The sequence below is a fragment of the Microbacterium pratiae genome (assembly GCF_047302165.1).
In the GTDB taxonomy this organism is placed as follows: Bacteria; Actinomycetota; Actinomycetes; order Actinomycetales; family Microbacteriaceae; genus Microbacterium.
Map to the genome: position 1 here is coordinate 2,601,601 of NZ_CP154843.1, position 12,968 is coordinate 2,614,568.

Below are 12,968 nucleotides of genomic sequence, written 5' to 3' on the forward strand. Positions count from 1 at the left end.
CGGTTCGCGCGGTTCGCGATAATGGTGCCATGGCACACGAGACCGACGAGGTGGACCGCATCGTCGGCGCGTGGACGCTGCAACGCCCCGACCTCGACTTCTCGCCCCTCGAAGTCCTCTCCCGGGTCGACCGGCTGTCGCGGTACCTCGACCGTGCGCGACGCGAGGCGTTCCGCCGCAGCGATCTCGAGCCGTGGGAGTGGGACGTGCTGTCGGCGCTGCGCCGCGCGGGCGAGCCGTACCAGCTGAGCCCCAAGCAACTGCTCCTGCAGACGCTCGTGTCGAGCGGGACGATGACCAATCGCATCGATCGGCTCGTCGCGCGCCGACTCGTGCGACGCGAGTCGGACCCGGGCGACGGTCGCAGCGTGCTCGTGACCCTGACCGACGACGGACGGATCCGAGTGGATGCCGCGATCACGCGTCTCGTCGACGCGGAGGCGGTGCTGCTGGCGGGCTTGTCGAAGAGCGACCGCGATCGCCTGGCCTCGCTGCTGCGCAAGCTCTCGCTGGGGTTCGACGGCTCTCCCCCGGCAGCATCGAGCTGATCCGATCGAGCCGGTCCGCCGGCGTGCGTCCGGCGTGCGCCCGGTGAGCGTGGCCTAGCCTGGAAGCAATATGGCGCATCTTCTGGGAGCCGAGGGCCTTCGCCTCGAGTATCCGACCAAAGTGGTGTTCGACGGGGTCTCCCTCGGTGTCGACGAGGGCGACCGCATCGGGATCGTGGGCCGCAACGGCGACGGCAAATCGAGCCTCCTGCGCATGCTCGCGGGGCTCGTCGAGCCCGACGCCGGCCGGGTGACCGTCCGCGGCGGCATCCGGGTCGGAGTTCTCGCGCAGGCCGATGACCTCGACGACGACCTCCGGATCCGCGACGCGGTGGTCGGCGATCTCGCGGACCACGAGTGGGCGGGCGACGCGCGGGTGCGCGACGTCATCGCGGGGCTCCTGGGCGATCTCGACTGGGAGGGACCGATCCGCGGCCTCTCCGGTGGTCAGCGCCGCCGCGTGTCGCTCGCGGCGCTGCTCGCGGGCGACTACGACGTCGTCTTCCTCGACGAGCCGACGAACCATCTCGACGTCGAAGGCATCTCGTGGCTCGCGGAGCACCTCAAGCGCCGCTGGTCGGCGGGCTCGGGCGCGCTCCTCGTCGTGACGCACGATCGCTGGTTCCTCGATGAGATCTGCACCGCGACGTGGGAGGTCCACGATCGCATCGTCGAGCCGTTCGAGGGCGGATACGCGGCCTACATCCTGCAGCGCGTCGAGCGCGACCGGCAGGCCGCCGCCATCGAAGCGCGCCGGCAGAACCTCGCCCGCAAGGAACTGGCATGGCTGCGCCGTGGCGCCCCTGCCCGCACCTCCAAGCCGAAGTTCCGGATCGACGCCGCGAACGAGCTGATCGCCGATGTCCCCGAGATCCGCGATCGTGTCGCCCTGCAGTCCCTCGCGGTGTCACGACTGGGCAAGGATGTCGTCGACGTCCTCGACGCCGGCGTCAGCTACGGCGATCGCGTCGTGCTGGAGAAGGTCGAATGGCGTGTCGCGCCGGGCGAGCGCACCGGCATCCTCGGCGTCAACGGCGCCGGCAAGTCGACCCTTCTGGGGCTGATCTCCGGCACGGTCGAACCGACGACGGGGCGCGTCAAGCACGGCAAGACGGTCAAGGTCGCGACCCTCTCGCAGCGGATGGTTGAGCTCGACGAGCATCTCGAACAGCCCGTGCGCGTCGTCATCTCGAACCTGCGGACCAGCTACACGGTCGGGTCGGGGTCGAAGGCGCAGGACTTGACGCCGGGGCAGCTCCTCGAGCGGATGGGGTTCAGCTCGGCTCAGCTGTCGACACCGGTCAAAGACCTCTCGGGCGGGCAGAAGCGGCGTCTCCAGCTGCTGCTGATCCTGCTCGACCAGCCGAACGTCCTGATCCTCGACGAGCCGACGAACGACCTCGACACCGACATGCTCGCCGCCATCGAGGACCTCCTCGACTCGTGGGCGGGGACGCTCATCGTCGTCTCCCACGACCGGTACTTCCTCGAGCGCGTGACCGATCAGCAGTACGCCATCCTCGGCGGTCGGCTGCGACACCTTCCCGGAGGTGTCGACGAATACCTCCGCCTGCGTCGCGAACAGCCCGGGCGCACGGGGTCGAACGCGACGGCAGCCGCGCCCTCTTCGGGTTCGGGCGGACCACCGTCGAGCTCGACGACGCCCGCGCTGACCGGCGCGGAGCGGCGCGCGGCCGAGAAGGAGGTCTCCGCGATCGACCGCCGACTCGAGAAGATCCAGGGCGAGATCGCGGCCGTCGACGCCCAGCTCGCGGACGCGCACGACGACTTCGAACGGATCATGGGCCTGCAGCGTCGGCGCGACGAGCTCGTCGCCGAGACGGCGACCCTGGAAGAGCGCTGGCTCGAGCTCGGCGAGGCCATGGACGGCTGACCACACGACGAAGCCCCCGGCACTCTGGGCACCGGGGGCTTCGTGGCGGATCAGACGAGTCCGTTGTCCTCGAGGAACTTCTTCGCGATCGCGGCCGGCTCGAGCTTGTCCACCGTGCTCTGGACGTTCAGGGCGACCAGGGCCTCGGGGGTGAGCTTCGCGCTGACGGCGTTAATGGTGTCCTCGACCTCGCCCGCGAGGTCCTTGTTCACGACCGGGACGACGTTCGACGCGAGGAAGAGGCCCTCCGGGTCTTCCAGGACGACCAGATCGTCGGTCTGGATGCGGGGGTCGGCCGTGAAAACGTTGGCGACGTTGACGGTGCCGGCGACGAGGTCGTCGACCGTGGTCTCGCCGGTCGCCTGGAAGCCGACCTGGATGCCGTAGGTGTCGGCCAGGCCCGTCGGGCCGTAGGGCCGCTGCTCGAGCTCGGCGGGACCGCCGAGGGTGAGCGGCTCGGTCACGTTCGCGAGGTCGGCGATCGTGGTCAGGTTCCACTGCTCGGCGAAGGCCGCGGTCACGGTGTACGAGTCCTGGTCGCTCGCGGTCGCCTGGTCGAGCACCGTCAGGTTCTCGGGCAGCGCGTCGGCGAGGGCGGCGTAGACGTCGTCCGAGGTGCGGGCCGTCGTGTCCTCGTCGAAGTACTGCAGCAGGTTGCCGGTGTACTCCGGGAACAGCGTCAGCGAACCGCTCTCGAGCTCGGGCAGGTACGCCTCGCGCTGACCGGTCGTGAACTGACGGTCGACGGTCTTGCCGGCGCCCTCGAGGGCCTGTGCGTAGATCTCGGCGATGATCTCGTTGGAGTAGTAGTCCTGCGAGCCGATGACGATGGTGCCGTCGGCGGGGGCAGCCGAGTCGCCGCCGCCCTCGGCGAGCGGGTCGGAGCTCGCGCATCCGGCGAACAGGGTGGTGGCGGCGAGCACGCCGACACCGGCCGTCAACAGGCGGCGGGTCGTGAAGCGAGACATGGGTTCCTCTTTCTGATGGTGCGAAGGTGGGGTGCTGTGGGTCGGGATGGTCGGTCAGGCGGTCGCGGCGACGGGTCGGCGGGTCCGCTGCGGGGCGTCGGCGGCACGGACGCCGCGCGGCACGCTGAGGCGCTGCAGGAGGGCGAACACGGCATCGAGCAGGAGCGCGAGCACCGCGAGCACGAGCGCCGCGCCGAGGACCTGATCGATCGCGCGCAGGTCGATGCCCTGGATGATGCGGAAACCGAGCCCGCCGAGGTCGGTGTAGCCCGCGATCGTCACCGTCGCCACGACCTGCAGGACGGCCGAGCGAAGCCCGCCGATGAGCAGCGGCAAGCCGAGCGGAACCTCGACGCGCCAGAGGATCTGCCACTCCGTCATGCCGACGGCCCGTGCGGCGTCGATCGTGCGACGGTCGATCGCCTGCAGTCCGCTGTAGGCGCCCGCCAGCAGCGGCGGGATCGCCAGCACGACGAAGGTGATGAATGCCGCCTCGGTCTTCTGGGTCACCCCGAGCAGCAGGATCAGCAGGATCAGGAGTCCGAACGACGGGATGGCGCGGGCCGCCCCCGACACGGCGACGGCGAACTCGCGGCCCCTGCCGGTGTGGCCGATGGCCCAGCCGATCGGCACCGCGATGAGCGCCGCGATCAGCACCGAGACGAACGTATAGAACAGCTGCTGCCCGATCAGGAACGGCACCGAGTTCGTACCGGTGTACTGGGCGGGGTCGAGGACCCAGGCGATGGCGTCGACGAAGACGTTCATGCGGTCGCCTCCCGTCGGCGGCGCGCGCGGCGATCGCGGCGCACGGATCCGGCGTGAGCCCACGGCATGACGAGACGTCCGATCACCACGAGCAGCGCGTCGATCACGAGCGCGATGACCGCGACGGCCACGATGCCGGCGAACACCTCCTCGAGGAGGCGACGCTGGATGCCGTTGGTGAAGAGGTAGCCGAGGTTCGTGACTCCGACGAGGATGCCGACGGTGGCGAGCGACACCGTCGAGACGGCCATCACCCGCAGACCGGCGAGCAGCACGGGGCCGGACAGGGGCAGGTCCACGGCCCAGAAGCGCCGGAACCCGCCGTAGCCCATCGCCGTCGCCGCCTGCCGGACGCCGGGGTCGACCGAGTCGAAGCCGTCGGCGACCGAGCGCGTCTGGATCGCGATCGCGTAGATCGTCAGTCCGACGATGAGGTTCGTCTCGGTGCGGATGCCGTACCCCAGCGCACTGGGGAGCAGGACGAGCAGCGCGAGGGACGGGATCGTGTACAGCAGCCCGGTCAGGGTGATGACCCAGCCGCGCAGCAGCCGGTAGCGCCACGCCACCCACCCGAGCGGCACCGAGAGCACGAGGCCCAGCACGATCGCGATGACGCTCTGCCGGATGTGGTCGAGCGCGAGCGAGGAGATGAGGTCGAGGTTCGACCAGATCCACGACACGTCAGACGTCGCCTTCGACCAGGGCGCCCTGCGTGCGGCCCTCGGAGTCGACCAGGACCGCTCCGTTCGCCGTCCGCTCGACACGGAGAGCGCGCTTGCCCCGGTCGACCCCGATGAAGCTCGCGACGAACTCGTCGGCCGGGTCGCGGATGATCTCGCTGGGCGAGCCGACCTGGAGCTTGTGCGCGCCGGCGGCGAGGATCACGACCTGGTCGCCGAGGAGGAACGCCTCGTCGATGTCGTGGGTGACGAAGACGACGGTCTTGCCGAGCTCGCGCTGCAGACGCAGCAGCTCCTGCTGCAGCTCGTCACGGACGATGGGATCGACAGCGCCGAACGGCTCGTCCATGAGCAGGATGTTGGGATCGTTCGCGAGCCCCCGGGCGACACCGACGCGCTGCTGCTGGCCACCCGACAGCTGGCTCGGGTAACGATCGGCCATGCGGGTGTCGAGACCGACCGTCTCCATCAGCTCGAGCGCCCGCCGACGCGCATCGCGTCGGCTCGTGCCGGTGAGTACGGGCACGGTCGCGATGTTGTCGGCGACGGTGAAGTGCGGCAGCAGACCGGAGTTCTGCATGACATAGCCGATACGCCGGCGCAGCTGCACGGGAGAACCGGTCGCGACGCTCTCGCCGTCGATCTCGATGGCACCGGAGGTCGGCTCGACCATCCGGTTGATCATGCGGAGCAGCGTCGTCTTGCCGCACCCGGACGATCCGACGAAGACAGTCGTCTGATGCGACGGGATGACCAGCGAGAAGTCCTGCACCGCGCGGGTGCCGTCGGGGAACTCCTTGACGACGTCGCGGAACTCGATCACGCGTTCAGCTCTCGATCACGACCGAGCGGTCGAACGCGACGTATCCGGAGAAATCGGTTCCGACGCGTTCGATGGCGGTGGGATAGGGCGTCGGGTAGGACCACGCCTTGTCCGGGGAGCCGGCGACGTCGAAGTACTGGGCGTCACCCTTCCACGCGCACGTGTAAGCGGTGTCGCTCTCGGTCAGGACACCCGCGGCGACGCTACGCGGCGGGAAGTACCAGTTGCCCTCGATCCGCACGAGATCGCTCTCGTCGGCTTCGGCGATGATCGTTTCGCCCAGTCGTGCACGCATGGCGCCGCCCTCCGTTGTGGTCTCTCACGCTAGCGTTCGGAGCCGACACCCGGGCCATGTTGCGTCATGACGCGAAATGGACTAAAACCGCGTTTCCCGGCCCGCGGGAACGGTCAGTACCAGAGGCCGACGCGCGGAACGGTCGTCGACGCGAACATCCGCGAAGCACGCGCGAGACCGGTGCCGTGCACGCGACCGGCCCGTCCGAGTGTCGCCGGAGACACGCCGCCGAGGTACACGGCTGCGAGCTCGACGACCGACAGCTCGAGCTCCTCGGCACCGGAGGTCTCGGCATCCGCCGCCGCCGACACCGTGCCGGTGCCGTCGTCGTCGACCGTCAGGAGATACTCCCCCGTCGCGATCCCGAGCGGGTCGCTCACGCGCAGCAGCAGGCGCCCCGGAGCTCCATAGGTGCGTGCGCGGAGCGCCGCGGGAACGTCCACGATGCGCAGATACTGGTGGTCGAAGACCGTGACCGACGCGGCCCGTCGATCGCCGATCATCCACAGGATCGGCTCGTCGACGGAGCACAGCTCGGCATGGACGTGAGCGACCAGGTCGAGCTCCAGCAGGAACCGCCAGAGCGCGGCGTAGGCGTCGTCGGTCTCGGCGATGAGGATCGTCACCTTCGCCGTGCCCTTGACGATGTCGCGCTCGTGAGGCGCGAGCGAATACGTCAGGATGCCGCGCACCTCGCCCGCCGCGTCGCGATACTGCACGCACCGGATGTCGCCGCCGTCCTTCGCGTCGGGGTCGGTTCCGGTGAAGCGGTCGCCGTGACCCGGCGGCAGTGCGATGTCACCGGGAGTGCGGTGCCGCGTCCGGTCGTGAAGCGTCGCGACGAGGTCGCGCGCCGAGGCACGGTCGATGAAATCGAGCCGCCCGTCCGGCGCCGGCCCGCTCCAGCGCACCCTGCGGGTGTCGATGTCGAGGATGGCGGCCGACGCCGCCGATGCGAAGCCGTAGCGGCCGTAGAGCGTGGACTCGGTCACCGTGAGCATGGCGATGGGCAGACCTGCCGCCGCGACGGTGCGCACCTCCCCCTCGAGAAGCGCTCGTGCGATGCCCCGGCGTCGATGCGTCTGGGCGACCGTGACGGCGCTGATCGCACCGGCCGGCACCGTCCCGCCGGGCACGGTGAGCTCGGACGGCCACGATGCGATCGTGCCGACGGCGACCTCGGGGAGCGGCCCGCTCTCGTCGAACACGCCCGTCAGCCGACGACCGCTGTTGCGGCCACGCGCTCCGGCGATCTGCTCGGCGGAGCGCTCGCCGTCCTGGAATCCGCGGGCGACAGCCTGGATCCAGCCGTCGAACCCCGGGTCGGCGGCCGGAACGGTGCGGTAGGCCAGCCCGCGCTCGGAGAGCGTGCGATGCGAGGCCTCGTCGACGTCGCGCTGCAGCAGAGGGATCGGAATCTCGGTCATCGGGTCACCACTTTCGCGCCCGTCACCGGGCCGGAGATGTGACGGGCGCGGTGGCCCATCGCGGACAGGGTCAGTTCGAGGCCGCGAGCGGCATCGGCGTCGGCCGCGAGAAAAGCGAGGGTCGGGCCGGAGCCGGAGACGACGCCGGTGAGCGCGCCGACGTCCGCGGCCCGCTCGAGCAGGTCGGACAGGTCAGGACGCAACGCGCACGCGGCATCCTGGAGATCGTTGCGGAGTGCGCCGGCGAGCAGGTCGGCAGAGCCCGACCGCAGAGCCTGAAGGACGACGGGATCGACCTCCGGCGGCTCGGGTCTCGGCGCGATGTCGGGTCGGCGTTCGGCTCGCAGCCGGTCGAGTTCGGCGTAGACCTCCGGGGTCGAGAGTCCACCGGCATCCGCCACCACGACCCAGTCGAAGCGGGCCCGCCCGAGCACCGGGCTCAGCCGATCGCCGCGGCCCGTACCGACGGCGTTGCCTCCCATGAGCGAGAACGGGACGTCGGCGCCCAGGCGGCCGGCCATCTCCTGCAGCGCGGGCGACGTCAGCCCGGCCCCCCAGAGCGCGTCGCACGCGACTAGAGCGGCGGCGGCATCCGCCGACCCCCCGCCCATGCCGCCCGCCACCGGGACGGCCTTGCAGATGTCGAGGTGCACGCCGCCGAGGTACCCGACCTCCCGCGCCACCATCCGCGCTGCGCGCAGCGCGAGGTTCCGATCGTCGAGCGGGACGCCGGGCACGGGCGCACCGGCCTCGTCGACGACGCGCACCGTGAAGTCGTCCGCCGGTGTCGCCACCAGGTCTTCGTAGAGCGAGACGGCCTGATACACGGAGGCGACATCGTGATAGCCGTCGTCCTGCACGGCTCCGACGTCGAGGAAGAGGTTGATCTTGCCGGGGGCCCGCACACGCACACGGTCGGGGACGGCGCTGAGGCTCATGAGCCGTCCGGCCCGTCCCAGATCGAGCCGATGCGGGCAGCGATGTCGTCGATCCGCCGGAGCTCGTCGTCGGTGAGATCCGGCCCGTCGAGAGCCGCGAGGTTCTCGTCGAGTTGAGCCGTGCGCGATGCGCCGATGAGCGCCGACGCGACCACGGGATCGCGCAGCGTCCACCGGATGGCGAGCTGCGCGAGGGTCTGCCCTCGATCGCGGGCGAGATCTCCGAGCTCGCGCAGCCCGGAGAGCGCCGAAGCCGACAACCGTCCGTCGTCGGGCAGCGAGAAGCGCTGCATCGAACGCTCCGACGTGCCGTCGTCGAGGTACCGCCCCGTCAGCAGCCCCTGCTGCAGCGGCATGAAGCCGATGGCGCCCATGCCGTCGCTCCGCAGCTGATCGGTCAGGCCGTCCTCGATCCATCGGTTGAGGATGGAGTAGGACGGTTGGTGGATCACCAGGGGCGTGCCGAGTTCTCGGGCCGCTGCGGCAGCTCGGGCGGAGTTCTCCGCCGAGTACGACGAGATCCCGACGTAGAGCGCCTTGCCCTGACGCACGAGGGCGTCGAGCGCGCCCACCGTCTCCTCGATCGGTGTCGTGTCGTCCTCGCGGTGCGAGTAGAAGATGTCGACGTAGTCGACGCTCATGCGCTTCAGGGACTGCTCGGCACTGGCGATGAGGTACTTCCGCGACCCGTGATTGCCGTACGGACCGTCCCACATGTCGTATCCGGCCTTCGACGAGATGATCAGCTCATCGCGATACGGGGCGAAATCCTCGCGCATCATGCGGCCGAAGTTCGTCTCGGCCGACCCGTAGGGCGGTCCGTAGTTGTTCGCGAGGTCGAAGTGCGTGATCCCGCGGTCGAACGCGTGCCGCAGCACTTCGCGCTGGCGGTCGAAGGGGATGTTGTCGCCGAAGTTCCACCAGAGCCCCAGCGAGATCGGCGGCAGGAACAGTCCCGAGGAGCCGACCTGGCGGTAAGCACTGCTCTCGTAACGGTCGGGGGCGGCGGTGTACGGACGGTGCAGGTCTCCGCCGCGCGAAGCGGGGAAGCGGGGCGAGGCGGTCACGGTCCGAGCCTATCGACACGTCGTGTGGACCCGACCCGCTCGATGGTGGATGTTCGAGGTGCGCGGAAACACCGATGTAACGGAGAATGTCTAGTCTGCCTACCGAGACATCATTCCCCCGAGGAGGAAACCCTGGCCCTTTCCGCTCTGCCCCGCCGCGAGAACCCCTGGATCGATCTGCCCGCGCGACGCGATGACGTCGTCCTCGACGAGGGCGTCCTGCGCCTCGTCCACGAGACCACGACGCCCGACGCCGCCCGCACCGCGGACCTGCTGCTGCTCGCCGACGCGCTCGACGCGGCCGGCATCCGTGCGCTGCTGATCCGCCATGATCTCCATACTCCGGCGCTTGCGGTCGATCTCGCGGACGCGGAGCGCGTCACGACGGCCCTGCGGGCACTCGGGCGGAACGAGCCGCTCTACCTCAAGGCCAAGGGGGCGGAGCCGGTCTTCGCCGCCGACGCCGTCATCCCCGGCTCCGCGCCCCATGCCGTCCGTGCGTATCGGCCGCGCGTGAGCGCGACCGGCGGACGTCGGTACGACCATGAATACGGTGTGAGGGTCGAGTTCTGGCGCTTCGGCGAGGCCACGGTCGAGGCGCCGCAGGCCAACGCCCTCATGCGACGCTTCACGCCCGCGCAGGACGTCGAGATCGTGACCGCGACGCGCTACGGCCGCGAATGGCAGACCGTCGGCGGGATGCTCGAGCCCCACCCGCGCGAGGTCACGCACGACATCGACATGGTGTTCTCCTGGGTCGACGGCTCGGCCAGCGAGTTCCAGCGTCAGCGTGCGGCGCAGCTCTCGGAGTACGTCGTCGGCGAAGGCGACGACGGCCCGGCTCGATACCGCCATGTCGACGAGCTGCGTTACGCGCTGCGCAGCGTGCACATGTACGCACCCTGGGTGCGCCGGATCTTCATCGCCACCGACTCCCCCGCACCGGCCTGGCTCGCCGATCACCCGAAGGTGACGATCGTCCGGAGCGAGGAGTTCTTCGCCGACCCGTCGACGCTGCCCACGCACAATTCGCATGCCGTCGAGGCCCAGCTGCACCGCATCGACGGCCTCGCCGAGCACTTCCTGTACTCGAACGACGACATGTTCTTCGGCCGCCCGGTGCACCCCGAGCTGTTCTTCTCGCCCGGGGGAATCTCATCGTTCGTCGAGTGCGACGTGCGCATCGGCTCCGGCGACCCGCGCCTCGAGCGCTCGGGACACGACAACGGACTGCGGGTCAACCGCGCCCTGCTGCGAGAGCGCTTCGGCCGGGTCATCGTCCGTGACCTGGAGCACTGCGCCGCTCCCCTGCGCCGCAGTGTCATGAGCGAACTCGAGCAGACCTTCCCCGAGGACTTCCGACGCACCGCGGCGTCCCGCTTCCGGGCCGCGACCGACATCTCGGTGACGAACTCGCTGTACCACTACTACGCGATGTTCACGGGCCGGGCGCTCCCCACCTCGGTACCGCGCACCCGCTACGTGCAGACCACCCTGGCGCGCTCGCTCGCGGGAATGGAGCGGCTCGCGAAGCGCCGCGACATCGACATGTTCTGCCTCAACGACGGCGGCGAGACCGAGGTCCCCGAAGAGATTCGGGTGGCATCGCTGCGCGACGTTCTCGAGCGGATGTTCCCGATCCGGGCTCCGTGGGAGATCCCGGCCGTCAGCGAAGGACAGGTACGGGACGCGTCGGCGGCGCGCTCCGGCGTGAAGCGCTGACCGGAGCGATCCCGGCCTGGGCCAGCCGCCGCTGCGCCTCGCCCGCGTCGGTGTACTCGAGCGTCGTCGGCGCGTCGATCGGGACGACCGAGTGGACGACGGTGTCGTCGTAGACGTGCACGAAGTTGAACGACTGCGCGCCGTCCTGCGGACGGGTGCCGCCCACGGGGACCGTGAGGTCCTGGGCGTAGCAGGTCGACGATGCCACCGAGACGGGGATGCCGGCGAACGTCGCGAACGTCGAGTAGTGCAGGTGCCCGGCGATGATCGCGCGCACATCGGACCCCGCGAGGACGGACGCGAGCGAACGCTGGTCACGCAGCTCGACGCTCGCGGCCAGCGGCAGCACGCTCGGCACCGGCGGGTGGTGCATCGCGAGGATCGAACCGAGCGGCGCGGGCGTCGACAGCACCTCCCGCAGCCATGCGAGCTGCTCGGGTCGCACTTCGCCGTGGTGCGCCCCGGGAACGCTCGTGTCGAGCGTGATGAGCCGGAGCCCGTCGATCTCGTCGACCCGATCGGCCGCTTCGGCGGTGCCGGACTCTCGCCACAGGGTCTCGCGGAAACCCGCACGGTCGTCGTGATTGCCCATGACCCAGAACACGCGCGTGCCGAGACGCTCGGCGAACGGCTCGACCAGGTCGCGTAGTTCGGCGTAGGCCCCCCGCTCGCCGAGGTCGACGAGGTCGCCGGTGAAGACGATCCCGTCCGGGCGGAGGGCGGCCGCCTCGATCGCGTCGAGGGCGCGGCGCAGGTGCGCGGCCGCATCGACGCGGTCGAAGAGCTGCGAGCCGGCAGCTCGCAGATGGGTGTCGCTCAGGTGCAGCAGCACCCTCTCGGGTGCCGGGTACTCGGCGCTTCGCATCGTCTCTTCCGGGTCGGGTGATGCTCGCCGCGACGCTCGCGGCTCGCCCCGAATGTTACCGGGATGTTTCGGGGGAAGCTGATGACGCGCTGATGATCATTCAGTGAACGGATGCCGCCAGCCGCACGAAGTCGTCGATCGTGAGCTGTTCGCCGCGCAGCGTCGGATCGATTCCGGCGGCCTCGAGGGCTGCCGACGCCGACGCCGCGGTGCCGCCGAAAAGCGGCGAGACGGCCTGACGGAGCATCTTGCGTCGTTGCCCGAAAGCCGCGTCGATGATCTGGAACGTGCGTCGGCGCAGCGCCTCGTCGCCACGCGTGTCGGCATCCCGCTCGAAGGCGACGAGCAGACTGTCGACGTTCGGCACCGGCCAGAACACCTGACGCGAGACCGTACCGGCGAGGCGCCAGGACCCGTACCACGCGGCTTTCGCGCTCGGTGAGCCGTAGATCTTCGAGCCGGGCGCGGCGGCGAGGCGTTCGGCCACCTCGGCCTGCACCATCACGACGCCCCGCTGGAGATAGGGGAAGGTCTCGAGGAAGTGGAGCAGCACGGGCACGCTGACGTTGTAGGGCAGGTTCGCGACCAACACCGTCGGCTCTCCGGGCAGCTCGGTCACCCTCATCGCGTCGGCGTCGACCACCGTGAGCGCCCCCTCGGCGACACCGTGGCGGGCCGCCGTGACCGGCAGATGCGCGGCGAGGCGATGGTCGATCTCGACCGCCGTGACCCGCGCGCCGGTCTCGAGGATCGCGAGCGTCAGCGACCCCAGCCCCGGCCCGATCTCGACGACGCGCTCATCGGGCTGCACGCGCGCGGCATGGACGATCTTCCGGACGGTGTTCGCGTCGACGACGAAGTTCTGCCCGAGCTTCTTGGTCGGAGTCACGTCGAGTTCGGCCGCGAGGGCGCGGATCTCGGTGGCACCGAGCAGGGTCACAGGCATGAGGACCAGCCTAGTTGTGCCGCGTCG

General features: G+C 70.1%; 13 protein-coding genes. 3 read left to right on the forward strand and 10 right to left on the reverse strand.

From position 1 onward, the window contains the following. Positions 1-29 precede the first annotated feature (29 nt). Together AA0Y20_RS12400 and AA0Y20_RS12405 are read left to right on the forward strand one after the other, a co-directional pair. On the forward strand, positions 30-548 hold the full coding sequence (locus AA0Y20_RS12400; protein WP_412939498.1) for a MarR family winged helix-turn-helix transcriptional regulator: 519 nt from the start codon (positions 30-32) through the stop codon (positions 546-548). Positions 549-618: 70 nt separating this feature from the next. After that, positions 619-2,442, forward strand: a complete 1,824-nt coding sequence (locus AA0Y20_RS12405; protein WP_412939499.1) for an ABC-F family ATP-binding cassette domain-containing protein — start codon at positions 619-621, stop codon at positions 2,440-2,442. Positions 2,443-2,492: 50 nt separating this feature from the next. On the opposite strand, the gene AA0Y20_RS12410 is transcribed toward AA0Y20_RS12405, so the two are convergent. The 8 genes from AA0Y20_RS12410 to AA0Y20_RS12445 all read right to left on the reverse strand — a co-directional run bounded on the left by AA0Y20_RS12410 (position 2,493) and on the right by AA0Y20_RS12445 (position 9,408). Beyond that, positions 2,493-3,410, reverse strand: coding sequence for an ABC transporter substrate-binding protein (locus tag AA0Y20_RS12410; RefSeq protein WP_412939500.1), 918 nt, complete (start codon positions 3,408-3,410; stop codon positions 2,493-2,495). Positions 3,411-3,464: 54 nt separating this feature from the next. Beyond that, positions 3,465-4,178 (reverse strand): ABC transporter permease, encoded by a 714-nt coding sequence (locus AA0Y20_RS12415; protein WP_412939501.1) that lies wholly within the window; start codon positions 4,176-4,178, stop codon positions 3,465-3,467. Then, positions 4,175-4,858, reverse strand: a complete 684-nt coding sequence (locus AA0Y20_RS12420; protein WP_412939503.1) for an ABC transporter permease — start codon at positions 4,856-4,858, stop codon at positions 4,175-4,177. Before AA0Y20_RS12420 ends, AA0Y20_RS12415 begins: the two co-directional genes overlap by 4 nt. 1 nt (position 4,859) lies before the next feature. Next, positions 4,860-5,681, reverse strand: a complete 822-nt coding sequence (locus AA0Y20_RS12425) for an ABC transporter ATP-binding protein (RefSeq protein ID WP_412939505.1) — start codon at positions 5,679-5,681, stop codon at positions 4,860-4,862. A gap of 4 nt (positions 5,682-5,685) precedes the next feature. Beyond that, complete coding sequence (locus AA0Y20_RS12430; protein ID WP_412939506.1) at positions 5,686-5,976, reverse strand: DUF427 domain-containing protein; 291 nt, start codon at positions 5,974-5,976, stop codon at positions 5,686-5,688. A gap of 113 nt (positions 5,977-6,089) precedes the next feature. Continuing rightward, a complete protein-coding gene (locus AA0Y20_RS12435; RefSeq protein ID WP_412939507.1) occupies positions 6,090-7,403 on the reverse strand; it encodes a GNAT family N-acetyltransferase in 1,314 nt (437 codons plus the stop codon). After that, complete coding sequence (locus AA0Y20_RS12440) at positions 7,400-8,341, reverse strand: 4-(cytidine 5'-diphospho)-2-C-methyl-D-erythritol kinase (protein ID WP_412939508.1); 942 nt, start codon at positions 8,339-8,341, stop codon at positions 7,400-7,402. The genes AA0Y20_RS12435 and AA0Y20_RS12440 overlap by 4 nt, the downstream gene beginning before the upstream one ends. Beyond that, a complete protein-coding gene (locus AA0Y20_RS12445; protein ID WP_412939509.1) occupies positions 8,338-9,408 on the reverse strand; it encodes an aldo/keto reductase in 1,071 nt (356 codons plus the stop codon). Before AA0Y20_RS12445 ends, AA0Y20_RS12440 begins: the two co-directional genes overlap by 4 nt. A gap of 24 nt (positions 9,409-9,432) precedes the next feature. Between AA0Y20_RS12445 and AA0Y20_RS12450 the strand changes: the two genes are divergently transcribed. Beyond that, positions 9,433-11,130, forward strand: coding sequence for a stealth conserved region 3 domain-containing protein (locus AA0Y20_RS12450; protein ID WP_412939510.1), 1,698 nt, complete (start codon positions 9,433-9,435; stop codon positions 11,128-11,130). Here AA0Y20_RS12450 and AA0Y20_RS12455 read toward each other — a convergent pair. Next, entirely contained in the window at positions 11,075-11,995 is a 921-nt protein-coding gene (locus tag AA0Y20_RS12455) for a phosphodiesterase (protein WP_412939511.1), read from the reverse strand. The two genes, AA0Y20_RS12450 and AA0Y20_RS12455, sit on opposite strands and share 56 nt — an antisense overlap. A 100-nt stretch (positions 11,996-12,095) precedes the next feature. Beyond that, positions 12,096-12,941, reverse strand: a complete 846-nt coding sequence (gene rsmA / locus AA0Y20_RS12460; RefSeq protein WP_412939512.1) for a 16S rRNA (adenine(1518)-N(6)/adenine(1519)-N(6))-dimethyltransferase RsmA — start codon at positions 12,939-12,941, stop codon at positions 12,096-12,098. Positions 12,942-12,968 lie beyond the last annotated feature (27 nt).

Excerpts from the sequence above, each read along its gene's own strand:
- rsmA (WP_412939512.1), bottom strand. The coding sequence starts at position 12,941 with ATGCCTGTGACCCTGCTCGGTGCCACCGAGATCCGCGCCCTCGCGGCC.
- AA0Y20_RS12415 (WP_412939501.1), bottom strand. The coding sequence starts at position 4,178 with ATGAACGTCTTCGTCGACGCCATCGCCTGGGTCCTCGACCCCGCCCAG.
- AA0Y20_RS12435 (WP_412939507.1), bottom strand. The coding sequence starts at position 7,403 with ATGACCGAGATTCCGATCCCTCTGCTGCAGCGCGACGTCGACGAGGCC.
- AA0Y20_RS12410 (WP_412939500.1), bottom strand. The coding sequence starts at position 3,410 with ATGTCTCGCTTCACGACCCGCCGCCTGTTGACGGCCGGTGTCGGCGTG.
- AA0Y20_RS12430 (WP_412939506.1), bottom strand. The coding sequence starts at position 5,976 with ATGCGTGCACGACTGGGCGAAACGATCATCGCCGAAGCCGACGAGAGC.
- AA0Y20_RS12400 (WP_412939498.1), top strand. The coding sequence starts at position 30 with ATGGCACACGAGACCGACGAGGTGGACCGCATCGTCGGCGCGTGGACG.
- AA0Y20_RS12455 (WP_412939511.1), bottom strand. The coding sequence starts at position 11,995 with ATGCGAAGCGCCGAGTACCCGGCACCCGAGAGGGTGCTGCTGCACCTG.
- AA0Y20_RS12405 (WP_412939499.1), top strand. The coding sequence starts at position 619 with ATGGCGCATCTTCTGGGAGCCGAGGGCCTTCGCCTCGAGTATCCGACC.
- AA0Y20_RS12440 (WP_412939508.1), bottom strand. The coding sequence starts at position 8,341 with ATGAGCCTCAGCGCCGTCCCCGACCGTGTGCGTGTGCGGGCCCCCGGC.